The sequence below is a fragment of the Paraburkholderia sp. XV genome, from assembly GCF_020177535.1.
Lineage (GTDB): Bacteria > Pseudomonadota > Gammaproteobacteria > Burkholderiales > Burkholderiaceae > Paraburkholderia > Paraburkholderia caribensis.
Window position 1 is genome coordinate 16,701 of the sequence record NZ_JAGUUD010000047.1, and the last position, 22,378, is coordinate 39,078.

21 protein-coding genes are annotated in these 22,378 nt (G+C 61.5%); 15 read left to right on the forward strand and 6 right to left on the reverse strand.

Annotated elements, in window-relative coordinates:
- The 4 genes from KFO72_RS21680 (at position 1) to KFO72_RS21695 (ending at position 5,676) form a co-directional block, all read left to right on the forward strand.
- Positions 1-999 (forward strand): GNAT family N-acetyltransferase, encoded by a 999-nt coding sequence (locus tag KFO72_RS21680; protein ID WP_225033004.1) that lies wholly within the window; start codon positions 1-3, stop codon positions 997-999.
- A gap of 64 nt (positions 1,000-1,063) precedes the next feature.
- The gene (locus tag KFO72_RS21685; RefSeq protein WP_225033005.1) at positions 1,064-2,449 is read left to right on the forward strand and encodes a lysine N(6)-hydroxylase/L-ornithine N(5)-oxygenase family protein; all 1,386 of its coding nucleotides are present in this window, start codon (positions 1,064-1,066) and stop codon (positions 2,447-2,449) included.
- 48 nt (positions 2,450-2,497) lie between these two features.
- The gene (locus KFO72_RS21690; protein ID WP_054933052.1) at positions 2,498-4,687 is read left to right on the forward strand and encodes a TonB-dependent siderophore receptor; all 2,190 of its coding nucleotides are present in this window, start codon (positions 2,498-2,500) and stop codon (positions 4,685-4,687) included.
- A gap of 38 nt (positions 4,688-4,725) precedes the next feature.
- Positions 4,726-5,676, forward strand: coding sequence for a GNAT family N-acetyltransferase (locus KFO72_RS21695; RefSeq protein WP_225033006.1), 951 nt, complete (start codon positions 4,726-4,728; stop codon positions 5,674-5,676).
- A gap of 12 nt (positions 5,677-5,688) precedes the next feature.
- Here KFO72_RS21695 and KFO72_RS21700 read toward each other — a convergent pair whose 3' ends face one another.
- Positions 5,689-6,162 (reverse strand): Lrp/AsnC family transcriptional regulator, encoded by a 474-nt coding sequence (locus KFO72_RS21700; RefSeq protein WP_035999713.1) that lies wholly within the window; start codon positions 6,160-6,162, stop codon positions 5,689-5,691.
- 451 nt (positions 6,163-6,613) lie between these two features.
- Between KFO72_RS21700 and KFO72_RS21705 the strand changes: the two genes are divergently transcribed.
- The 3 genes from KFO72_RS21705 to KFO72_RS21715 all read left to right on the forward strand — a co-directional run bounded on the left by KFO72_RS21705 (position 6,614) and on the right by KFO72_RS21715 (position 9,919).
- Positions 6,614-8,083, forward strand: coding sequence for an NCS1 family nucleobase:cation symporter-1 (locus KFO72_RS21705; RefSeq protein WP_225033007.1), 1,470 nt, complete (start codon positions 6,614-6,616; stop codon positions 8,081-8,083).
- 239 nt (positions 8,084-8,322) lie between these two features.
- Positions 8,323-9,249 (forward strand): LysR family transcriptional regulator, encoded by a 927-nt coding sequence (locus KFO72_RS21710; RefSeq protein WP_060604309.1) that lies wholly within the window; start codon positions 8,323-8,325, stop codon positions 9,247-9,249.
- Positions 9,250-9,355: 106 nt separating this feature from the next.
- Complete coding sequence (locus KFO72_RS21715; RefSeq protein WP_054933048.1) at positions 9,356-9,919, forward strand: RrF2 family transcriptional regulator; 564 nt, start codon at positions 9,356-9,358, stop codon at positions 9,917-9,919.
- A gap of 78 nt (positions 9,920-9,997) precedes the next feature.
- Here the strand turns inward: KFO72_RS21715 and KFO72_RS21720 are convergent, their stop codons facing one another.
- The 3 genes from KFO72_RS21720 to KFO72_RS21730 form a co-directional block, all read right to left on the reverse strand.
- A complete protein-coding gene (locus KFO72_RS21720) occupies positions 9,998-10,669 on the reverse strand; it encodes an FMN-dependent NADH-azoreductase (RefSeq protein ID WP_062916056.1) in 672 nt (223 codons plus the stop codon).
- 515 nt (positions 10,670-11,184) lie between these two features.
- Positions 11,185-11,508 (reverse strand): DUF3331 domain-containing protein, encoded by a 324-nt coding sequence (locus KFO72_RS21725; protein WP_060604299.1) that lies wholly within the window; start codon positions 11,506-11,508, stop codon positions 11,185-11,187.
- A gap of 444 nt (positions 11,509-11,952) precedes the next feature.
- Complete coding sequence (locus tag KFO72_RS21730; RefSeq protein WP_225033008.1) at positions 11,953-12,384, reverse strand: cupin domain-containing protein; 432 nt, start codon at positions 12,382-12,384, stop codon at positions 11,953-11,955.
- A gap of 312 nt (positions 12,385-12,696) precedes the next feature.
- Between KFO72_RS21730 and KFO72_RS21735 the strand changes: the two genes are divergently transcribed.
- Together KFO72_RS21735 and KFO72_RS21740 are read left to right on the forward strand one after the other, a co-directional pair.
- Positions 12,697-13,935: a YbfB/YjiJ family MFS transporter gene (locus KFO72_RS21735; protein WP_225033009.1), complete on the forward strand. Its 1,239-nt coding sequence runs from the start codon at positions 12,697-12,699 to the stop codon at positions 13,933-13,935.
- A gap of 187 nt (positions 13,936-14,122) precedes the next feature.
- Complete coding sequence (locus KFO72_RS21740) at positions 14,123-14,617, forward strand: hypothetical protein (protein ID WP_054933044.1); 495 nt, start codon at positions 14,123-14,125, stop codon at positions 14,615-14,617.
- A gap of 45 nt (positions 14,618-14,662) precedes the next feature.
- Here the strand turns inward: KFO72_RS21740 and KFO72_RS21745 are convergent, their stop codons facing one another.
- Positions 14,663-15,556: a LysR family transcriptional regulator gene (locus KFO72_RS21745; protein WP_107202093.1), complete on the reverse strand. Its 894-nt coding sequence runs from the start codon at positions 15,554-15,556 to the stop codon at positions 14,663-14,665.
- 90 nt (positions 15,557-15,646) lie between these two features.
- Between KFO72_RS21745 and KFO72_RS21750 the strand changes: the two genes are divergently transcribed.
- The 3 genes from KFO72_RS21750 to catC all read left to right on the forward strand — a co-directional run bounded on the left by KFO72_RS21750 (position 15,647) and on the right by catC (position 18,197).
- Complete coding sequence (locus tag KFO72_RS21750; protein ID WP_060604289.1) at positions 15,647-16,804, forward strand: muconate/chloromuconate family cycloisomerase; 1,158 nt, start codon at positions 15,647-15,649, stop codon at positions 16,802-16,804.
- 79 nt (positions 16,805-16,883) lie between these two features.
- Positions 16,884-17,786 (forward strand): catechol 1,2-dioxygenase, encoded by a 903-nt coding sequence (gene catA / locus KFO72_RS21755; protein WP_054933041.1) that lies wholly within the window; start codon positions 16,884-16,886, stop codon positions 17,784-17,786.
- A gap of 120 nt (positions 17,787-17,906) precedes the next feature.
- Positions 17,907-18,197: a muconolactone Delta-isomerase gene (catC, locus tag KFO72_RS21760; RefSeq protein WP_035999743.1), complete on the forward strand. Its 291-nt coding sequence runs from the start codon at positions 17,907-17,909 to the stop codon at positions 18,195-18,197.
- 107 nt (positions 18,198-18,304) lie between these two features.
- On the opposite strand, the gene hmpA is transcribed toward catC, so the two are convergent.
- Positions 18,305-19,486: an NO-inducible flavohemoprotein gene (gene hmpA, locus KFO72_RS21765; RefSeq protein ID WP_225033010.1), complete on the reverse strand. Its 1,182-nt coding sequence runs from the start codon at positions 19,484-19,486 to the stop codon at positions 18,305-18,307.
- A gap of 133 nt (positions 19,487-19,619) precedes the next feature.
- Between hmpA and norR the strand changes: the two genes are divergently transcribed.
- The 3 genes from norR (at position 19,620) to KFO72_RS21780 (ending at position 22,367) form a co-directional block, all read left to right on the forward strand.
- On the forward strand, positions 19,620-21,218 hold the full coding sequence (gene norR, locus KFO72_RS21770) for a nitric oxide reductase transcriptional regulator NorR (RefSeq protein ID WP_060604282.1): 1,599 nt from the start codon (positions 19,620-19,622) through the stop codon (positions 21,216-21,218).
- A gap of 82 nt (positions 21,219-21,300) precedes the next feature.
- A complete protein-coding gene (locus KFO72_RS21775; protein ID WP_054933038.1) occupies positions 21,301-21,738 on the forward strand; it encodes a MarR family winged helix-turn-helix transcriptional regulator in 438 nt (145 codons plus the stop codon).
- A 191-nt stretch (positions 21,739-21,929) separates the two neighbouring features.
- Positions 21,930-22,367, forward strand: coding sequence for a MarR family winged helix-turn-helix transcriptional regulator (locus KFO72_RS21780; RefSeq protein ID WP_060604279.1), 438 nt, complete (start codon positions 21,930-21,932; stop codon positions 22,365-22,367).
- Positions 22,368-22,378 lie beyond the last annotated feature (11 nt).

Sequence of the window (22,378 nt, forward strand, 5' to 3'; positions counted from 1 at the left end):
ATGAACACGTTCAAACAGCCGTCGCTGGCGGCGTATCTCGAAGGCGACGCGATCACGGTGGCCGAAGACGGCCGCGCCGAAGGCATCGTTCTGCACGCGCGTTGGACGCGCGAAAAGGGCCTGCGCATCGTCGAATGGTGCAAGGGGATTTCGCCGCTCGGGCAACGCCGCGCGGTACTGGCGGCATTCGGCGCGGCGTTTGGAGTCGCGGGTGACAGCAAGTCGATCGCGCTCGATATCGACAAGCTGCATCGCGATGCGTTCGACTCGCTGCGTCACAGCGGCGTGCTGACGGCGCAGAACCTATGCATGCGCGACGCGTGGGCGCAGCAGCCCGATTTGTGGCTCTCGCGCGATGCCTCGACACCGCACGCGGCGCTGTCTTTTGCGATGACGGACGGCGCCCGGCATCCGCGGCGCGCGCCTTATGCGGACGGCGTCGTGTACGCGCGCGATGTGCCGGAGTTCGGGCATCGCTTCACGCTGCAGACGGCTTGCGTCGCGCAGCACCTCGAACAGCTGCATGCGTGGATGAACGAGCCGCGCGTCAATGCGTTCTGGGGCGAGGCGGGCACGCTCGACGCGCATCGCGCGTACCTCGAACGCGTGCTGTCGACGCCCCATGTGCATCCGTTGATCGGCGCGTTCGACGGCGAGCCGTTCGGTTACTTCGAAGCGTATTGGGCCAAGGAGGACCGCATTGCGCCGTTCGCGGCATCGACGGATTTCGACCGCGGTCTGCACATGCTGGTGGGCGATACGCGCTGGCGTGGCGCGGCCTGTGTGGCGGCATGGCTGCCGTCGCTGGTGCATTACCTCTTTCTCGACGATCCGCGCACGCAGGCGGTCGTGTGCGAGCCGCGTCACGATAACGCTCGCATGATCGATTACCTGAAGCAGCATGGTTTTTCGAGAATCGCGCATTTCGATTTTCCGCACAAACGCGCGTTGCTGATGCGCGTGGTTCGGGAAGCATTCTTCGATGGCCGTCATCTGTGATGCGCCACTGCGCTTCCCGTCACACGCACAACGTTCGTCGCCACTGGTAGAAGGGAGACATTTCATGAGTCAACGAGAATACATTCACGATCTGATCGGCGTCGGCTTCGGGCCGTCGAATCTCGCGCTGGCCGTGCGCCTCGCGGAGAACGGCGGCGCGCCGGGCGCACACTGCTTCATCGAACGGCAGCCGGAGTTCGGCTGGCATCGCGGCATGCTGCTCGACGACAGCCGCATGCAGATTTCCTTCCTCAAGGATCTCGTCACGATGCGCGATCCGAAGAGCCGCTTCACGTTCATCAACTATCTGTTCGAGCGTGGACGTCTGCAGGATTTCGTCAACCTGAAGAGCTTCTATCCGACGCGGATCGAGTTTCATGACTATCTGCGCTGGGTCGCGAGCGCATTCGACGATCAGGTGCACTACGGCGAATCGGTCACGCAGATCGAGCCCGTCACGGACGAGAGCGATCCGCGCACTGTCACGCACTTGCGTGTGCACTCGCGCGATGCGCAAGGCAAGGAGCGGCATCGGCTGACGCGCGCGTTGTCTGTCGGCATGGGTGGCGTGCCGCAGATCCCGGCCGCGTTCGCGGCCTTGCGCGATGCCGCCGTGATCCACTCGTCGAACTATCTGACGACGATCGGCGCTGTGATGGGCGATGGCATGGGCGGCACGGCGCGGCGTCGCGTGGCTGTCGTCGGCGGCGGCCAGAGCGCAGCTGAAGTGTTCATCGATCTGACGCGTCGCTTCCCGCATGTCGACGCGACGCTCGTGATGCGCGCGCCCGCACTGAAGCCCGCCGACGACAGCCCGTTCGTCAATGAAATCTTCAACCCGTCGTTTACCGATCTCATCTATTCGCAGCCCAAGGACGCGCGCCGCTCGCTGCTCGATACGTTCCGCGACACCAACTACTCGGTGGTGGACCGTCCGCTGATCGAGCAGATCTATGAATTGCTGTATGTGCAAAACGTGAGCGGCACGGCGCGTCATCGTCTGCTGAACAACTGCGCAATCGAATCGGTGCGTGAAGTGCAAGGCGAGCAAGGCAATGAAATCGACATGCGTCTGCGCGACGGGATGGGCGGCGATGCGCGTGCCGAACGTTTTGACGCCGTGGTGCTCGCAACGGGCTATCGGCGCGATGCGCATCACGCGCTGCTCGACCCGCTCGCCGACGCATTGGGCAAGCCCGTCGAGCAATGCGAAGTCGCGCGCGACTACATGCTCGCGACGCCCGCGCATTTCCAGCCGCGCATCTATTTGCAAGGCTGCTGCGAAGACAGCCACGGTCTGAGTGACACGCTGCTGTCGATCCTCGCGCGCCGCGCGGACGAAATCGCGGGTTCGCTCGAAGCAGGCAACAACGAAAACAGTTTCGAAGTTCAAACGCGCACAGGGGCGCAAACCGGGGTGAGCGGCGGCCGCGTGGCTTTCGCTCTTTGATAACAACTAGCGGCGCGACGCGCCGTCATCGATATTCCGAGGTATCAGATGGAGTGGGTCACAGGCACGCAGCGGCGTGCCATTGCTGCGGCAGCCAGCATGACTTTTCTCGCCACGGCAACAGGTTACGCGCACGCGCAACAGGCGCCGGACAACCAGAACAGCGCGCCAGACAAGACAGCGACGTTGCCCGCCGTGAAGGTGCAAGGCACGGCGGCGGGCGATACGGAAGGCTTCGTCGCGCATCGCACCGCGACGGCGACGAAGACGGATACGCCGCTCGACGAAGTGCCGCAGACGGTGAACATCGTGACGGCGGCGCAGATCGAAGAGCAGGGCGCGACCTCGATCAACCAGGCGCTGCGTTATGTGCCGGGTTTTTCATCGTACGGCGCGAGCACGCGCTCGGACTGGTACACGGCGATTCGCGGCTTCACGCCGAGTGTGTTCGTCGACGGCCTGCAGGTGCCCAATACGCTGAACCTGGCGAGCTGGCGCGTCGATCCGTATCAGGTGGAGAGCATCACGGTGCTGCGCGGCCCGACGTCGGTACTTTACGGACAAGGCGACCCCGGCTCGCTCGTCGACATTCAGACCAAGCAGCCGACCGCCGAGCGTATCCGCGAAATCGAATTGCAGATCGGCACGGATGCGCGCAAGCAGATCGGCATCGACCTCGGCGGCAAGATCGACAAGGACGGCACGCTGACGTACCGCTTCGTCGGCGTGGGGCGCGACGGCAACATGCCGACGGGACCGAACCCGGACCAGCGTCTGATGTTCGCGCCGTCGATCAAATGGCAGCCCACGGCCGATACCTCGTTGACGCTGTACGCGACCTATCTGCGCGATAACACCGACGTGTCGGATAACTTCCTGCCCGCGTCCGGCACGATTTTGCCGAACCCGAACGGCGTGATCTCGAACGATCTCTATACGGGCGACGGCAACTTTGCGCGTTACGACAAGCGGCAGTGGTCGGTCGGCTATCAGTTCGAGCACCGCTTGAATCCGACCTGGACGTTCCGCCAGAACACCCGCTACATGCATCTGTCGTTGAACAACTCGACGGTGTACGGCGGCGGCCTCGATTCATCCGATCCGACGCAAGCGTCGCTGACGCGCTACGCGGGACTGTTCCAGCCGAACTATTCGCGCTTCGACATCGACAATCAGGCGCAGGCGCAATTCCACACCGGCTCGATCGGACATACGGTGCTGCTCGGCTTCGAATACAACCGGCAGTTGTCGACGGATAGCGAACAGCTCGCGCTGGCGCCGAGCCTGAACATGTTCAATCCCGTCTACGTTCCCGTGACGTCGGATATTTTCAGCGGGCCGAATTCGTTCGGCTATAGCGATACGAAAACGAAGCTCGACAGCTTTGGCGTCTACGCGCAGGACCAGATCAAGCTGACGCCGCGCGTCGTCTTCACGATTGGCGGCCGCCAGGACTGGAGCCGCAACACGACGACGAACACCGTCGCGGACACCGAACAGCGGCAGAACGATCACGCGTTCACGTATCGCGTGGGCGCCGTGTATCTGGGCGATTACGGTTTGTCGCCGTATATCAGCTACGCGACGTCGTTCAATCCCGTGATTGGCGTGAACGCGGACGGCACGCCTTTCCAGCCGACGAAAGGCAAGCAGATCGAACTCGGTTTGCGCTGGCAGCCGTTCAACAAGAACCTGATGTTGAATGCGGCCATCTATCAGATCAACCAGACCAACGTCACGACACCCGACCCAACCGATCCGACAGGGACGTTCAGCGTGCAGACGGGTGAGGTGCGTTCGCGCGGCATCGAGTTCAGCGCGGTCGGCAACATCACGCGCGATCTGAGCATCATCGCTTCGTACGCGTATCAGGATGTGAAAAACATCAAGGCCAACGACGATTCGCTGAACAAGTGGCCCGTCGCGATTCCGTTGCCGCATCAGACAGCTTCGCTGTGGGCCGATTGGACATGGCACACGGGACCGCTGACGGGTCTCGGTTTCGGCGCGGGTTTGCGTTACGCGAGCTATAGCGCGGGCGCGGCGGACAACTCGCTGCATGTGCCGGGCTATACCGTGTACGACGCCGCCGTGCATTACGACATCAGCAAGTGGCGCTTTGCAGTGAACGCGACGAATATTTTCAACCGCCGCTATGTGACCGGTTGCCAGAGCGCCTTTGCGTGCTTCTACGGCAACCAGCGCACGGTACTGGCGACGGCGCGTTACGACTGGTAAGCACCGCCATTCGATCATTTGAGGAAAGGAAGACAAGCATGAACGCTCGCGTGGCCTTTGAGGAACTCGTTCCAACGCCGGACGGCTTTGCATTGTCGGCGTGGCCGCGTGATGCGGCACCCGTGCAGCTACTGCCCGCGCTCGCGGAGATTTTTTGCCGCGATGCGAAGCGACAGCAGGTGTCGCTGACCTTGCCGTTCGAGCACGACGACGACGCGGCGCATGCGTTCGTCACACGCGCGATCCGCGAAGGCATCGCGGATACGGCGGCGCACGAAGGCTCGATGCTGCGGCTCACGACGTCGCGCGCGAGCTTCTGGCAGCAGCCGTCGCTGTGGCTCACGGCGCCTTCTTCGGCAGGCATGCCGATGCGCTACACGATTCATCACAACCGGCGTCATCCCGTGCGCGCGCCGAAACCGAAGGGCACCGTGTATCGACGCTTCATGCCGACGGTCGGCATGACGTTCACACTGCGCACGGTCGACGTCGAGCGTGACACGGACACCTTTCACCATTGGCAGAATCAGGATCGCGTTGCGCACTTCTGGGACTTCAAAGGCACGCGCGAGCAGCATGCGGCGTACCTGGCCGAGCAGTGCGCGGACCCGCATGTGCATCCGCTGATCGGGTGCTTCGACGACGAGCCGTTCGCCTACTTCGAGGTCTATTGGGCGAAGGAGGATCGCGTCGCGCCGTTCTATGACGCGGGCGATTTCGATCGCGGCCTGCATTTGCTCGTCGGCAACAGCGATTATCAGAGCGCGGGCAAGCTGCGCGCGTGGTTCAACGGCATCCTGCATTACATGTTTCTCGACGATCCGCGCACGCAACGCATAGTCGGCGAGCCACGCATCGATCACACGCGCCACATTGCATGGATGCACCGGCTGGGCGCGTTCACGCTGAAGGAGTTCGATTTTCCGCACAAGCGTGCGGCGCTCGTGATGGTCGAGCGCGAAACGTACTTCGGGCAGTTCGGGCCTTGAGAGGTTGCGCGCTCAGACCTGCACCGACGGAATGTTCTTCATGCAGCGCAGCGCGAACATCGAGCGGCTGTGGCGAATGCCCGAGATCTTGTAGAGCTTTTCGCGCAGGAATCGCTCGTAGCCGGCGGTGCCGTCGACGGCAACCTTGATCAGATAGTCGTACTCGCCCGACACGAGATACGCTTCGAGCACTTCGGGCAGTGTGGCCAACTCGTCGCCGAAGCGGGCCAGCGCGTCGTCGTCGTGCCGGTCGAGCGTGACTTCGATCAGCACGACATCAGCGAAGCCGAGCTTTTGCTGGTCCAGCAACGCGACGTAGCCGCGGATATAGCCGTCCGCTTCCAGCTGACGCGTGCGGTTCCAGCACGCAGTCGTCGACATGCCGACCACCTCGGCGAGTTCCGCATTCGACAGTCGCGCGTTCTTCTGCAGCGCGCGCATGATTGCGCGGTCCTGATTGTCCAGCGGGCGGTTGCGGGCTTGCATGATTGAGCGTGGAAGAATATTCGGATGATTTTTATTTTAACGGAATAGTCTTCCGTGTTCAGCGGATCGTCCCCCGTAAACAGGAAGCCTATCCAGCGTGCCGGCCGGTATATTCTTCCCATGCTTCCTTGCCCGCAACGACAGGCGGATTACCCTCCTCCAACAGGCGCCGCGTCATTCGCAAGACGACGCCGGCGGGGGCGGTCAGCGGCGAAACCCACGCCGTGCGACGCGTTCATCGGTCACGGAAGCATTCATCCCTCCGCGCTTTTTTGAAAGCATCGACAGACGCTTTTATTAATAAAACAATCTATATTGCAGAAACAAGACCCTTCATCGCGGATCGCGATTCCTATCGGGCTTGTCGTAGACCGTGCCTGCGCACCACGTCGCATCGTCAGATCATGGCGGTCTTCGGAAGACGGCCATGCTGCAACCAGCTGGGGGAGCCATGTCCTCGTCACCGCTTTTCGACGCGCCGCACGGTCTTGGCGATTCCGGCGAACAGGCCGACTCGCGCTTGCACAATCACGATCTCGCGCCCGTGCCGCACACCCGGCGCACGTGGACGGGCTATAGCATCTTCGCGATGTGGATGTCCGACGTGCATAGCGTCGGCGGCTATACATTCGCGGCAAGCCTGTTTCTGCTCGGTATTTCCGGCTGGCAGGTGCTGATCGCGCTGACGGTCGGCATTCTCGTCGTCTACGTGCTGATGAACTGGGTGGGCAAGCCGAGCTATATGCACGGCATTCCGTTCCCCGTCATGGCGCGCGTGAGCATGGGCGTGATGGGCGCGAACCTCGCCGCCGTGATTCGCGGCGTGGTCGGCATTGTCTGGTATGGCGTGCAAACCTACTTCGCTTCGAAAGCGGTGGCGACGCTGCTGGTTTTGTTCGTTCCTGCGTCGACTGCATTGCAAGGCTTCAGCTTTCTGCGCCTGGATGGTTTAGGTTGGGTGAGCTTCCTGTTCATGTGGTTCTTCCAGTTGGTGATTTTTCAACGCGGCATGGAGACGATCCGCAAGTTCATCGACTTTTGCGGGCCGGCCGTCTATGTGGTGATGTTCGTGTTGATGGCGTGGATACTCTCGCAGGCCGGGCTTGGCAGTTTGAATCTGACGCTTGGCGGCAAAACGCTAACAGGCGCGGAGCAATTCGCGGGCATGGGCAGTGCCGTGCTGCTCGTCGTCAGCTATTTCGCCGCACTGCTGTTGAATTTCGGCGATTTCTCGCGCTTTGCGAAAAGCGAACATCAAATGAAGGTGGGCAACTTCTTGGGGCTGCCCGTCAATTTCATCGTGTTCGCGATCATCACGGTGATCGTGACTTCGGGTAGCGCGACCGTGTTCGGCTCGATGATCATGGACCCGGTAGCGATCGTCGCGCATATCCAGAACAAGGTGGCCGTGGTGATTGGCAGCGTCACGTTTATCGTGGCGACAATGGGCATCAATATCGTCGCCAATTTTGTTTCGCCCGCTTACGATATCGCGAATCTTTTCCCCAAACACGTCGATTTCAAGCGCGGCGGCCTGATCGCATCCATACTCGCGGTACTCGTGTGCCCGTGGATATTCGTCGACAGTCCGAAGGCGATTACGATTTTCGTCAGCGTGTTCGGCGCCGTGCTTGCCCCGCTCTATGGCGTGATGATGGCGGACTTCTATCTGATCAAGAAACAGCAGGTGCAAACGGCCGAGCTGTACACGATGTCATCGACGGGCCGCTTCTACTACGACGGCGGCTGGAACAAGATCGGCGTCGCGGCGCTCGCGCTGTCGGGCTGCATTTCCATTGGCTGGGAATTGTGCACACAACTACTGCACGTCCTGCCTGAAAACAACTTTGGCTGGCTGATCGGTGCGGTGGCAGGCGCGGTGCTCTACGTTGGCATGATGCGCGCTGCACGCAGAACCTGATGCAGGCAGAACCGGCCGCATTGGCGCTATAGCACGAATAGCGACGCAATAGCGTTATGGACCGATTTAGGCGCTAGTTTGTCTTTAGAGACCGATCAAAGTATTCGATACTCAGGAGTCGATTCGTGCCGTGCGACGGCGCGCCGCTGTTTTATGCGTGCATATCCGATCGTATATGGCGGCGGGGTCACCGAATCGAAATAACTCCATACTGCTACGACTTTCGAACGGACACGAAGATGGACCGGCTTGACGCGTTAAGGCTGTTTGTCGAAATCGCCGAAGCCGGGAGCTTTTCCGCGGCCGCGCGAAAGAGCACGGTGTCGACATCGACAGTCACACTCGCGCTGCAAAAGCTGGAAGAGGAAGTGGGCGCGCGCCTCATCATGCGCACGACGCGCCGCCTCGCCTTTACTCATGAAGGTCAGCGCTTTCTCGACGACGCGCGCCGCGTACTTGCGGATTGGGATGCCGCGATTCTGAGCCTGCGCGAAGACGGCCCATTGAACGGGCCGATCCGGCTAACCGCCAGCAACGACTTCGGCCGCACGCGCGTCGTGCCATTGCTCGACAAGTTCATGAGCGAGCATCCGCAAGTGCAGGTGTCGCTGCTGCTGACGGATGGCCATGTCGATCTCGTCGATCAACATCTGGATCTCGCGCTGCGCAATGGCCCGCTGATCGATTCGCGGCTCAAGGCGCGCCTGCTGCTAACGGGGCCGCGTGTGGTGTGCGCCGCGCCGTCGTATTGGGCGACGCATGGCAAGCCGATGCATCCTGCGCAATTGTCCTCGCATAACTGCCTGATTCTCTCGCGGCCCGATGCGCCGTTTTCGAACTGGCCGTTCGTCGTCGACGGCAAACAGATTGCCGTGAGAGTGTCCGGCAATCGCGTGGCGAGCGACGGCGGCGTGCTGCGCGAATGGGCCGTGAATGGCTATGGCGTGATCCTGAAGAACCGCTGGGATATCTACCATGAGCTGATGTCGGGCAGACTCGAAACGGCGCTGGACGCGTTTATCGGCGAGCGCGTCGATCTGTTCGCCGTCTATGCGGGCGCGGTGCCGAGCCGCCGCGTGGGCACGCTCATCGACTTCATCGCCCGCGAGTTGTCCGTCGACGATACGCTCGAACTGCATTCGCTCGACAGTCTGCGTCCGCTTTAGCGACGCGCTTCGATTGTTCAGACTTTAATGCCGCTTGCCCGACACCGGGTTGCACCGGCTTGCAAAAGCCGGTAGCCTAACTCCGATTAAATTTGTCGGAGTGGCTATGTCTCACATCAGCGCAGGCGTCGAATATGGGTTGCACTGCCTGCTTTTTCTGACGGAAGCGGCGCCCGGCGGCGTGCCTGAAGCGAGCGTGCGCGACCTGGCGGAGCTGCAAGGCGTGCCCGCCGACTACGTGGCGAAACTATTTACGAAGTTGCATAAGGCCGGGCTGGTCATTGCAACGGAAGGGGCGAAGGGCGGTTTTGCGCTTGCGCGTCCGGCAAACCAGATTTCGGTGCTCGACGTGGTGACGGCGATCGATGGCGACAAGTCCTTGTTCGAGTGCCGTGAAGTGCGCACGCGCTGCGCGGTGTTCGGCGAGACCGCGCCGAACTGGGCGACGAGCGGCGTGTGCTCGATTCACGCCGTGATGCAGAACGCCGAAAAGCGCATGCGCGAGGCGTTGGCGTCGCAATCGCTGGAGGATCTGGCCGTCCGCACGACGGCAAAGGCGCCGCGCAGCTATGGGCCGCAAGTCGTGAAGTGGCTGGACGGCCGTACGACGGGCAGGCGGCGCGAGCGCGGCAGTTCGCGCGGTGGTTCAACGCCCGGCGCGCGCTCCTGAGCGATACGCCGTCTACGTGACGAAGGCCGCAGCCTTGAACGCTGCGGCCTTTTCGTTTTTGCCGCTTTGTGCTGACGATTACACCGTTTCTTGCAACTCGCTGCCGACGCGCACACGCTCCCATGCGGCCCAGTCGGCTGCGACGTCCGCCAGTTCGGCATGTGCGCGTTTGAGCGCGTCGCTGCGCGCTTCCTGATCCGAGAATTGCAGTGGCTGTGCGTCGACGAAACGCGGATCGTTGGCGCCAATGAAAGCAAATGCGGCTTTGAGCGCCGGCGTCAGCGCATCCATCGACGAAAATGGGTTGCCAGGGCGCAAATCTGCGCCGCGCGTCGTGATGAACAACACCTTCTGACGGTTCAACTGGCCGACGATGTTCCCGTCCGCGTCCGCCTTGTAGGTAATGCCGGGACGCGTGGCGCTGTCGATGAACGCCTTGAATGCCGAGGGCATCGACCAGTTGTACATGGGCATTGCAAAGACGAAGGCGTCGGCTTCGAGCAGGCGCTTGCAGAGTGCGTCGGATGCGGCGAGCGTTGCGCGCATGTCGGCTGTGCGCTCGTGCTCCTGCTTGTAGGTCGCGATGGCGAAGGCCTCGGTGACGTGCGGCGGCGTATCCACCGTGACATCCAGATAGTCGACCTCGACATCGACGCCCTCGGCGCGCAGGTTCTCGATGAACTGGCGCGACAGTGCGCGGGAATTGGACCGTTCGCGCTTGGCGCTCGAATCGACGTGGAAAATCTTCATCCTGCTCTCCAGTAACTGCGATCAATGTTGTCGTAGTTGTGAGGATAGCGAGTTTGCTGACAGTGAGCAACAGAAGGGCGTGAGCTTGGGCAGGTGCACGCGTGCTTCGCGTGCTCGCAGAAAATCGCCGCAGGCCATACGCAGCAAGGCATCGCGAGGATGTTGCGCAGTGCGGCAGGCTAATAGGAGAGAAAAACGGGATGCAGTGTTGCGCGGGACGAATGCGGTTGCGACGCAGGTTTCACCCGTGTGCCCGTCGAGCCGTCGCGTTGGCACGCGGGCGCTTCTCGCGTAACCCTTGCAAAAGTCACGCGTATGACAAAGGCACGCAAGACGGGGTCATGCGTGGACGAGGGGACCCGGTGCTGCGCCTGCAACGAATGTTGCCATGCGGCCGGCTCGCGCCGATCAAAAGCGCGCAGCACCAATATGTGGAAGCGTCGGGGCATGACAGCCCGTGACGCTTAAGGTTTGTTCAGGTTTTATGGCGCGCACGCGAGCACGTGCACGCGAGACTATTCGAGCACGATCCCGCTTGGACACGACGGCACGGCAGACGCCAGAATCATCCTGTCCCGATTCGCGGGGAAATAGCTTTCGCAAGCTCTTGGGCGGAACACGGGGTCGCCGCGCCGGATCGGCATACCCGTTAGCACGCAGAACGAGTCCATGCGTGCGAGACCGATCCGCCACACCTGATCGGCATAATGGCCTGAGCGCGGATCGCTCCAGCACACGCTAAGCGTCTTCGATGAAAGTTGTTCAAGAATGGAGATATGCGCCGGCGGCGGCTCGACAGCAACGGGCTCGAGCGCTTCAGGCGGTGGCCGCTTGGTCATGCGGAATTTCTTTTTTGGACCGTATTGTGCTTTCCTGCTGGATTCAACGGGTGTAGGCATCAGGACGCCTACCAATGCGCGTCTAACGATATCTTCTTCAACCGGACGAGTCATCATTCACCTCCGTCACAGAGTTTGGCTGGCGGCACGCTCCTTCGCGGCCGAGGTGCTGCTGCTGACGTCAACAGTGTTGTACGGTGTGGCTCGCAAGGCAGATCAGTGACTTGCCTGCATGGCGCGCAGCGATACGCGAATCTGAGTCCCGACATCAATGCGCGGTGACTCTATATTGGACGTTCAGGCGGCCATACAGCAAGTTAAGCGTTGTTAACCGGAAAGTGCAACGAAAGACTTTCTGCTTCAGATGTCTGAACTCCTTAAGGCCCGGCAAAGCCCGCATCAGCTCTAGCCACGGCGGGATGCAGCGTTAAAGATGTATTGCCATTACTTCTTGTCCCATGTGACGAGATCTTTATCGTTGTCGTCGGCGACAAAGATGGCAAGCAGTTTCGCGGGGCTGGTCTTGCTTGCGTTCTCGCTGACCATGTGATGCGCGCCGGGTGCTTCTGTCCAACTCTCACCTGCGTGATACACGCGCGCTTCGCCATCGTCGACCTTGCTTCGGATCTCGCCCTGCAGCACGTAGCCCACCACGAACGCCTGACCGTGACGATGCGACGGCGACACGCCGCCCGGTTTGTAGTCGACGACGATGGCCGTCATGGCCTTGCCCGGCACATTAGCAATGGGCGTCTGGAACGCCGGGCTGATGTGCTCGCGAGGACCATCGACGTCATGCGCGTGCGCCGCATGAGGCGCCGTCAGTGCGATACAGGCTGCCGCCGTAGACGCAAGAGCGGTCTGAACGAAATTCACTTTAACTCTCCGAAGGATGAATGGTTTGCGATGGCGCCGCGCAGCAAGCGGCACACGGTCATGTCGAACACGTCGGTTAACTACGACTAAGCGAGTCGTAGTTGCGAGAGTAACCGCTTTTTTGATGTCATGCAACGCCGCGCGCAACTTGCCCAGCTTGCAATTTCCCTCACCACGGAATGGATTCTTGCGATCTTTGTCATGTATGTCTAGAATGCGCACAATTGACAGCAGTGTCAAAGATGGCGGGAAAATGACCCGAACATGACAGAACTGCCACGCAACGCGCGGCCTTTAGCGGAATCCATACTCATGTCCACCGATGCATCACTTTCAACACCCGCCAGCGGTCGAATCGCCCGAACCGCCATATGGCGACACATCTTCGCGGGCTTCTGTGCGAGCCTCGTCGGCATAGGGCTGGCGCGCTTCGCCTATACGCCCCTGATTCCGCCGCTGATTCAGGCGCACTGGTTCGCGGCCTCGGACGTGGTGTATCTGGGCGCGGCGAATCTTGCAGGCTATCTGCTCGGTGCACTGCTCGGCCGTCCCGTTGCGCATCGTCTGACCAACACGCATACGTTGCGGGCCATGATGGTGCTGGTCACGGCGACTTTCCTTGCGTGCGCGTTTCCGGCTTCCGTCGCGTGGTTTTTCTGCTGGCGGCTGCTGTCGGGCGTGGCGGGCGGAGCCATCATGGTGCTGGTCGCTGCGACGGTGCTCCCGCATGTGCCCGCGGACCGGAAGGGGCTCGCAAGCGGTGCGATCTTTCTCGGCCTTGGCGTCGGTATTGCGGCATCGGGGACGATCGTCCCGCTGCTGCTCAACCTCGGCTTGCGTAACACGTGGATCGGGATCGCGATCCTCTCCGCCGTTTTGACGCTGGCAACGTGGTACGGGTGGCCGTCGGCGACCAAAGCGCACGCGCCTTCGCACGCGCTTCCGTCTGCGAAGACGCACAATCCGTCGACAGTCCGCGTGCTTTATGCCGAGTACGCGTTGATGGCGGTCGGCCTCGTTCCCACGATGGTTTTCCTCGTTGATTTCATCGCGCGCGGACTTGGGGCGGGCGCGCATGTCGGTGCGGCATATTGGATCCTGTATGGCGTCGGTGCGATTTTTGGCGCGCCCGTGTATGGACTCGTGGCGGATCGCTTGGGCGGGCGCTTTGCGATCCGCGCGGTCACGCTGTTGCAGATCGTCGTGGTCGCGGCGTTCGCGATGTCTAGCAATCAGATCGTGATTGGCGTGCTGACGCTCGTGATCGGCAGCTTTCCGCCGGGCATCGTGCCGATGATGCTTGCGCGTGTACATGAAGTCGTGCCGCACGATCACGCCGGGCAGCACAAGACATGGAGTCGCGCCACGACAACCTTCGCAGCATTTCAGGCGCTAGCGGGCTACACGTATTCGGCATTGTTCAATAGCAGCGGTGGCAACCATCGTCTACTCTTTGTAATTGGCGCGGTGGCGCTTGCGTTCGTTGTCGTAGTCGACTGCGCGGCGCCGTTGCTTGCAAGAGAACCTGGTCAAAAACAGAACAACAGATAAGGCGAAAAATCGCGACGCTTATAAACGTTTGAAAACCGCACCCGATCAGGTCGTTTGGAGAAGATGACCGGACGCGTAGCGTGAGTCGTGTTAACAAGGATTAACTACCGCTCACGATTTCCGCGACCGACAATGCGCACTTCCAGTTTCGCAATGACGTGCGGGTATCGACGCGGAGGTTTCGAACGTGAAGGCAGGCGTGGACCGTTCGTTCCGGAATGCCATGGGCGACGATGCGCAGCGTCCGGAAGACGTGTTGCCGTTGTCGTCGCAACGCGGCAGCACGCGGCTCGCTTTGCTACCGCGTCTACTGATACTCGGTGTATGCGGCTGGTCGTTGATCGAAACGCCTTCGGAGTTCGATCCATCCGCTGGCCAACTCGGCATCGCGGCCCTCGGACTGGCGAAGATCATATGGACCGTGATCGGCGTGGCAGCTGCGTGTGGCAAGAAGCGCGCGCAGTGGATCTTTTCGTTTCTGTGTGGACTGAGCCTCGTCGCGATCGTGCCGGGCCTGCCCGTCGAAGTGAACGAATCGGCGTGGATCTTTACGCAATCGCTCGTCGAATGCGTGCTTAAGGCGGGCGCTTTACTCGCATTGGGATTGTCGCGTGTCACGCGTCCCGCTGCCGTCGATATCGCGTCCTGGCATGACGACGACGGAAGCATTCAGCGCCCTTAAAGCGCCTTGCACGTACTGCATTTCGCGAAAGCCCTGCGTCGACTTCTAGACGGATAACGGCCGCTTGAACAGATCGCGCGCAATTGAGCAAAACAGGTCCGTCGTAGCGCTTTGATCCTGCAAACGCCGGCTCATGATGATCGGCGACGACACATTCGTTTCCTGGATCGACCGATAGGTCACGCCGCGCGCGCGCAAGCCCCGCACACTCTCCGGCACGAGACACACGCCCACTTGAGCGGCGACGAGACCTAGCGCGGTCTGCAGTTCCCGTACCTCATGAACGGCGGCTGGTTCGACGGCGTGGTCACGGAACGCGGACAGTTGTTGATCCGCGTAGCTCGGGCGCGGTGTCGACGGATAGATGATCAGCGTTTCTTTCGACAGCGCGTCGAGCGTCAGTTGCGCGATGTCGGCGAGCGCGTGGCCCGCAGGCAAGGCGGCAATCAACGGCTCCTCGACGAGCACCTCGCGCGCCAGTTGCGATTCGTCGAAACGCAGCCGGCCAAAGCCCACGTCTATGCGTCCGCCCTTGAGCGCGCTCAGCTGCTCGATCGTGAACATCTCGATCAGCGAAATCTGGATCAGGGGCGCCGCTTCTCTAAACGCGCGGATCACATCGGGCAGCGGGCCATACAGTGTGGACGGCACGAAGCCGATCACGATGCGCTCCGCGAGCTGTGCTAGCCGCCGCGTGAGCGGCAGCAGTTCATCGCTTTCCTCGAGCAGGCGCCTGGCCTGCGCGTAAAAGACACGCCCGGCCTCCGTCAGCTTGAGCGGACGCGCGCCGCGTTCGAACAACGCAAGTCCCACCATGTCTTCGATCTGCTGGATCTGCCGCGAGAGCGGCGGCTGCGTCATGTTCAGGCGCTCGGCGGCCCGTGTGAAGTTTCTTTCCTCGGCGACCGCCACGAAATAGCGAAGTTGACGCAGTTCCATCTATGCCCCGAAGGTATGGAAATAGACTTAATCGGTCTTGGACGGATTTTGCCGGCGCCCCTAGTATGGGCACATCAGCAGGAGAGCCGTATGATACCAAGCGCCGTTCAGATACACGCTGTAGACACTATTCTCGTCGACGTTCCGACGATCCGCCCGCACCGCCTGTCGGTCGCCACGATGAATTGCCAGGCACTGGTGCTGATCCGCATTCAATGCACGGATGGTATAGCGGGCTGGGGCGAGGCGACCACGATCGGCGGTCTCGCCTATGGCGAGGAAAGCCCCGAAAGCATCAAGACCAACATCGACACCTATTTCGCGCCGATGCTCAAGGGCATGGACGCGACCCGTCCCGGCCAGGCGATGGCGAAACTGCGCGAATGCTTCCAGGGCAACCGCTTTGCGAAGTGCGCGATCGAAACCGCGTTGTTCGACGCACAGGCGCAGCGTTTCGGCGTGCCGCTGTCGGAACTGTTCGGCGGCCGCGTGACGGATTCCGTCGAAGTCGCATGGACGCTCGCGAGCGGCGACACAGGCCGCGATATCGACGAAGCGCATCAGATGCTGGAAATGAAACGGCACCGCGTGTTCAAGCTGAAGATCGGCACGCGCGCGCCGGCCGAGGACATCGCACACGTCGCCGCGATCAAGGCGGCGGTGGGCGATCGCGCCGAAGTCCGTGTGGACGTGAACCAGGCGTGGAGCCAGGCGGAAGCGCTCTGGGCGAGCGAACGCCTCGCGGACGCGGGCTGCAATCTGATCGAGCAACCCATTGCTGCCGACGACCGCCGCGGCCTCAAGCGTCTCACGCATCGCTCGACAGTGCCCATCATGGCAGACGAAGCGCTACATGGTCCCGTCGATGCATTCGATGTCGCCAGCGCGCACGCGGCCGATGTGTTCGCCGTGAAGATCGCGCAATCGGGCGGCCTGACGGGCGCGGCGAGCGTGGCGGCCATTGCGCTTGCTGCCGGCGTCGATCTGTATGGCGGCACGATGCTGGAGGGTGCGGTCGGCACGATCGCTTCCGCACAACTGTTCAGTACGTTCCGCGAACTGAAGTGGGGCACCGAGCTGTTCGGGCCGTTGCTTCTCACGGAAGAAATTCTCACCGAGCCGCTGCGCTACGAGAACTTCTCGTTGCAATTGCCGAGCGGCCCGGGACTCGGCATTCAACTCGACCTGGAGAAGATCGGGAGACTGCGCCGCGATTCGAAGCACGGCGCGAGTGTGGTCAAGGCTTAGCGATGGCGGTGCTGAATCCGCAGCGCAATAAGCGTATCTGACATCGTCATCAGTGATTGGACTAAAAGGAGACATCCCCATGGACATCAAAACCATCGACGCCCTGTTGAACAAGATCAACGAAAGCGCCACGCACGAAGGTAACGCCCGCACGAAGCAGGTGGTCAACCGCATCATCCGCGACCTGTTCATCACGATCGACGAACTCGACGTCACACCGAACGAATTCTGGTCCGCGCTGAACTATCTCGGCGAAGCGGGCCAAAGCGGCGAGCTCGGCCTGCTGGCAGCAGGCCTCGGCTTCGAGCACTTCCTGGACGTTCGTCTCGACGAAGCGGAAGCCAGGGCGGGCCTGCAGGGCGGCACGCCGCGCACCATCGAAGGTCCGCTGTATGTGGCGGGCGCGCCGGAATCGACGGGCCATGCACGGCTCGACAACGGCAACGAACCGGGCGAAACGCTGGTGATGCGCGGCCGCGTACTGGACGAAGCGGGCCAGCCGGTGCGCGACGCGCTAGTCGAAGTGTGGCACGCGAACCATCTGGGCAACTACTCGCACTTCGATAAATCGCAGCCCGCATTCAACCTGCGCCGCTCGATCCGCACCGACGAGAACGGCACGTACAGCTTCCGCAGCGTGGTGCCGATCGGCTATAGCGTGCCGCCGGAAGGCAAGACGCAGCAACTGCTCGATCTGCTCGGCCGTCACGGTCATCGCCCGGCGCATATTCACTTCTTCGTGTCGGCGCCCGGTTTTCGCAAGCTGACCACGCAGATCAATATCGAAGGCGATCCGTATCTGTGGGATGACTTCGCATTCGCGACGCGCGAAGGTCTCGTGCCCGCCGTCAAGAAGGAAGAGGGCGCAACGGGCAAGCCTTATGGCATCGACGGCCAGTTCGCGCTGATCGACTTCGATTTCAGCCTCGTCAAGGACCGTAATAACGTGCCGACGAGTGAAGTGGAGCGCGTGCGCGCCTGATACCACTGGTATCGCCGAACGTGTATGAATGCGGCCGCCGTTCCAGGTGGCCGCAGTGTCTGAAAGCGCGGCATGCAGTGGAAGCTGCGCAACTGCAATGAATCTACAGGGAGTCCACGAATGCTATTTCACGTGAAGATGGTCGTTAAGCTGCCGCCCGATATGCCCGTCGAGCGCGCCAACGAATTGAAGGCCACCGAAAAGGCCATGGCGCAGCGTCTGCAAAAGGAAGGCATCTGGCGACATCTCTGGCGCATTGCGGGCCTGTACGCGAATTTCAGCGTGTTCGACGTGGAAAGCCCCGCGCAACTCAATGAGATCCTCATGCAATTGCCGCTTTATCCATATATGGAAGTAACGGTGGATGCAATGTGCCGTCATCCTTCGTCGATTCACGAAGACGATCGCTAGGCGCTCGCGCAAACAAAAAAAAGGAAGAGACGCGGAGTACCGTCTCTTCCAAAGCACTACCAGGGTAGCCTCAACAGGCAACAACTACTACAAGAACAAACGCTGGATCAATCGAGCGAAGAAGCGGGGCCGAAGAACTCGAAACGGCTCTGCTTTTCGGGCACACCGATCGCCTTCAGATGACGCTTCACCGCCTTCATGAACGACTTGGGTCCGAGGAAGTACACATCGACATCGCGCGTGGACGGCAGCCATTCGATCAGGCGCGCTTCGTCGATATAGCCTTCGGCGTGGTGAGCCTCGTCCTGCTGACGCGGCTTCTCATACACGTAGAAGCGCTTGAGTTGCGGATGACGCGCCGCCAGTTCGTCGATATGGTCGCGGAACGCATGCACGCCGCCGTGACGCGCGGCATGAATGAAGTGAATGGGACGCGACGTTTCCAGCGCGGCATTCAGCATCGCAAGCGTCGGCGTGATGCCGACACCGCCGCTGATCAGCACCAGCGGCTTGTCGCTGTGCTCCAGCGTGAAATCGCCCGACGGCGTCAGCAGATCCAGCGTCGCGCCTTCATTCACCGAATCATGCAGATAGTTCGACGCCTTGCCGTTCGGCTCGCGCTTCACGCTGATCCGATATTCGCGGCCGTTTGCCGCAGCCGACAATGAATAGTTGCGGCGAATCTCCTCACCATCGACGATCAGCTTCAGACCGATGTACTGGCCCGGATGGAATTCGAGCAGCGCGCCGCCGTCGGCGGGACGCAGATAGAACGACGTGATCTCGTCACTCTCCTTGACCTTGCGCGCCACCACGAACGGACGCGTGCCGCGCCAGCCGCCCGTCGCGGTTTCCTTCTCGACGTAGACCTGCTCTTCGAGCCCGATCAGCAGGTCGGCCAGTTGCTGATAGGCGGCGCCCCACGCTTCGATCACGGCGTCCGTGGCGATTTCCGCTCCGAGCACTTCGCGAATCGCGCGCAGCAAACATGCGCCGACGATCGGATAATGCTCGGGCAGGATGTTCAGCGCGACGTGCTTGTTGATGATCTGCGAAACCAGTCCACCGAGTTGTTCGAGTTGATCGATATGACGCGCGTACATCAGCACCGCATTCGCAAGCGCGCGCGGCTGATCGCCCGATTGTTGATGCGCCTGATTGAACAGCGGGCGCACGCTCGGGTACTCCGACAGCATGGTCTTGTAGAAGTGCGTGGTGAGCGCCTCGCCGCCGCTTTCGAGCAGCGGAACAGTTGCCTTGACGATTGCGCGATGTTCGGCTGACAGCATGAGTTGATTCCTTGCAGTTGGGGTGAGTGGGGTCCCGCGCGAATCCGGCGGGCTTCGGGTAATCTCTTATGCATCTATCGGGCCAGCTTCAAACGACCGTAAAATCAGCGACTTAGAAACACCAGACGTGGATATGACAAGGGTTAAAACGACCTCACACAGGGTTAAATTGACTGCATCTGAGGTTCTCGACGCGCTGATTCCGCTCGTCGAGGACCTGTCGCGCGACTTGCCGGAACGCGAGCGCTATCGCCGTCTTCTGACGACGCTGCGCACGCTTTTCCCCGGCGATGCAGCGGCCCTGTTGCGTCTCGATGAGGACACCCTCGTGCCGCTTGCCATCGACGGCCTGTCGGGCGACACACTGGGCCGCCGCTTTCGCGTGAGCGACCATCCGCGCTTCGAAGCGCTGCTGTCGAGTGAAGAGCCCACGCGCTTCCCCGCTGATTCCGATCTGCCCGATCCGTACGACGGCCTCGTGCAAGGCGTGAGCGGGCACCTCGAAGTGCACGACTGCCTTGGCTGTCCGCTGCTGATCGGCGGCAGGCCGTGGGGCCTGTTGACCCTCGACTCGCTCGATCCCGAGCGTTTCGACAGTATCGACATGAACACGCTGCAGGCCTTTCTGAGCCTCGCAGCGGCGACCGTGAGCGTCGCGGAACGCATCGACACGCTCGAGCGCAACACCGAAGAGGAGCGTCAGCGCGCGGAGGCGTACCGCCAGGCAAGCGGGCAGAGCAGCCGCGAACTGATCGGCAGCAGCGCGGCGCATCAGCAACTGGTCAACGAAATCCGCGTGGTCGCGAACAGCGAGCTGACCGTGCTCGTGACGGGCGAAACGGGCGTCGGCAAGGAACTGGTCGCGAACGCGATTCACAGCGGCTCGCCGCGCGCGAACAAGCCGATGATCAGCCTGAATTGCGCGGCACTGCCGGATACGCTCGTCGAAAGCGAGCTGTTCGGGCATGTGCGGGGCGCGTTTTCGGGCGCATCGTCTGACCGGCGCGGCAAATTCGAACTCGCCGACGGCGGCACGCTGTTTCTCGACGAGGTCGGCGAGTTGCCGCTCGGCGTGCAGGCCAAGCTGCTGCGCGTGTTGCAGAACGGCCAATTGCAGCGGATCGGCTCGGATAGCGAGCACAAGGTGGACGTGCGGCTCATCGCCGCGACCAACCGCGATCTCGCCGAAGAAGTGCGCGAGGGGCGTTTTCGCGCGGACCTGTATCACCGGCTGAGCGTGTATCCGCTGCGCGTACCGCCGTTGCGCGAGCGCGGACGCGATGTGTTGCTGCTCGCGGGCTACTTCCTCGAAGAGAACCGGGCACGACTCGGGCTGCTCAGCATCCGGCTCGGCCAGGATGCGCAAGCCGCGCTGCTTTCGTACAACTGGCCGGGCAACGTGCGCGAGCTCGAACATATGATCGGCCGCAGCGCGTTCAAGGCGCTGTCGCGTCATCGCGAGCGGCCGCGCATTCTCACGCTGACGGCGCCCGATCTGGGCATGTCGGCGAACCATGGCGGCGAGCTGCCGGCGGCCGCGTCCCTTTCGGCTTCCATGGGCGCGGACGAGGCGACGGCAACCGACTTCCGCAGCGCCGTCACCGCGTACGAGCGCACGCTCGTCAGCGACGCGCTGGAACGCAACAACCACAACTGGGCAGCCGTCGCGCGCTCGCTGGGCATGGATCGCGCGAACCTGAACCGTCTCGCGAGACGTCTTGGCCTGAAATAACCACAATTTGCCGGGCCGCCGAGAACTGATTTGGTAGTATCTGATTGGTCAGTCAGATTGCCGTTCGTTCAGGAGGCTTCGCGTGCGTCACTACACCAAAGACAATTTCAGGCTCACGGAAAGCGTGGGCTACCAGCTCGTGAAGGCGCGCAACCTGATCACCACGGAGATGGACGCGGCGCTGAAGGACCTCGACATCTCCAGCCAGCAAATGGGCATCATGCTGATGCTCCGGCAGAAGCTCGCGTCGACGCCCTTCGAGCTATCGAAAATGCTCGGCATCGACACTGGCCTGATGACACGCATGCTCGACAAGCTCGAAGCGAAAGGGCTGGTGGTCCGCTCGCGCGACGATGAGGACCGCCGCGTCGTCAACCTGACGCTGACCCGACCCGGCATCGCGGTCGCCGACCAGATTCCTGAAATCGCACCCGACGTCCTCAATGCACGCCTGAAAGACTTCACCAAGGCCGAGCTTAATGAGCTGCGCCGCCTGCTGCGCAAGTTCCTGAGCGACTAAACGACTGCGCGCCCGAGCGCCGCTCGCGCTTCAGCCTCCTTCCCGCCGCCTTCGGGCGGCGCGTGTCCGCCGCATTATCCGATTGAGCGATAAGAACTGCTGCATCCGATGAAACAATGAGTTTCGCCGCCGTGCTGTTGACTGTATCTGACCTGTCAATTATTGTTGCTGCAAATAGCGAGGAGTCAGAGATGTCGCACTATTCGAAGGAAGATTTTCATTTGACCGACAACATCGGTTTTGCGATCAGCAAGGCGCGCAACCTCGTGGTCGGACAAATGGATGCAGCGGTGAAGGGCCTGAACGTGCGGGCACACCATGTGGGGATATTCATGTCGCTGTTGCGCGGTATCGACACGACGCCGGCCACGTTGTCGCGCCATCTCGCCATCGACACGGGCCTGATGACGCGCACGCTCGACAAGCTCGAAACGCTCGGCATGCTGACGCGCACGCGCAGCGCGGACGACCGCCGCGTCGTGAATCTCGAACTCACCGATGCGGGCCGCCATGTCGCGCTGCGTATCGCGGAGATCGCGCCCGGCGTGCTGAACGAGCGTCTTCAGTGCTTCACCAAAGAAGAATTCGACGAACTGCGCCGTCTGCTGCACAAGTTCCTCAACGGTTGAACATTTCTTTT

What these genes read in the sequence shown, in the direction of transcription:
- KFO72_RS21680 (WP_225033004.1), top strand. Translation starts at nt 1, where the DNA reads ATGAACACGTTCAAACAGCCGTCGCTGGCGGCGTATCTCGAAGGCGAC.
- KFO72_RS21685 (WP_225033005.1), top strand. Translation starts at nt 1,064, where the DNA reads ATGAGTCAACGAGAATACATTCACGATCTGATCGGCGTCGGCTTCGGG.
- KFO72_RS21690 (WP_054933052.1), top strand. Translation starts at nt 2,498, where the DNA reads ATGGAGTGGGTCACAGGCACGCAGCGGCGTGCCATTGCTGCGGCAGCC.
- KFO72_RS21695 (WP_225033006.1), top strand. Translation starts at nt 4,726, where the DNA reads ATGAACGCTCGCGTGGCCTTTGAGGAACTCGTTCCAACGCCGGACGGC.
- KFO72_RS21700 (WP_035999713.1), bottom strand. Translation starts at nt 6,162, where the DNA reads ATGCAAGCCCGCAACCGCCCGCTGGACAATCAGGACCGCGCAATCATG.
- KFO72_RS21705 (WP_225033007.1), top strand. Translation starts at nt 6,614, where the DNA reads ATGTCCTCGTCACCGCTTTTCGACGCGCCGCACGGTCTTGGCGATTCC.
- KFO72_RS21710 (WP_060604309.1), top strand. Translation starts at nt 8,323, where the DNA reads ATGGACCGGCTTGACGCGTTAAGGCTGTTTGTCGAAATCGCCGAAGCC.
- KFO72_RS21715 (WP_054933048.1), top strand. Translation starts at nt 9,356, where the DNA reads ATGTCTCACATCAGCGCAGGCGTCGAATATGGGTTGCACTGCCTGCTT.
- KFO72_RS21720 (WP_062916056.1), bottom strand. Translation starts at nt 10,669, where the DNA reads ATGAAGATTTTCCACGTCGATTCGAGCGCCAAGCGCGAACGGTCCAAT.
- KFO72_RS21725 (WP_060604299.1), bottom strand. Translation starts at nt 11,508, where the DNA reads ATGACCAAGCGGCCACCGCCTGAAGCGCTCGAGCCCGTTGCTGTCGAG.
- KFO72_RS21735 (WP_225033009.1), top strand. Translation starts at nt 12,697, where the DNA reads ATGTCCACCGATGCATCACTTTCAACACCCGCCAGCGGTCGAATCGCC.
- KFO72_RS21745 (WP_107202093.1), bottom strand. Translation starts at nt 15,556, where the DNA reads ATGGAACTGCGTCAACTTCGCTATTTCGTGGCGGTCGCCGAGGAAAGA.
- KFO72_RS21750 (WP_060604289.1), top strand. Translation starts at nt 15,647, where the DNA reads ATGATACCAAGCGCCGTTCAGATACACGCTGTAGACACTATTCTCGTC.
- catA (WP_054933041.1), top strand. Translation starts at nt 16,884, where the DNA reads ATGGACATCAAAACCATCGACGCCCTGTTGAACAAGATCAACGAAAGC.
- catC (WP_035999743.1), top strand. Translation starts at nt 17,907, where the DNA reads ATGCTATTTCACGTGAAGATGGTCGTTAAGCTGCCGCCCGATATGCCC.
- hmpA (WP_225033010.1), bottom strand. Translation starts at nt 19,486, where the DNA reads ATGCTGTCAGCCGAACATCGCGCAATCGTCAAGGCAACTGTTCCGCTG.
- norR (WP_060604282.1), top strand. Translation starts at nt 19,620, where the DNA reads ATGACAAGGGTTAAAACGACCTCACACAGGGTTAAATTGACTGCATCT.
- KFO72_RS21780 (WP_060604279.1), top strand. Translation starts at nt 21,930, where the DNA reads ATGTCGCACTATTCGAAGGAAGATTTTCATTTGACCGACAACATCGGT.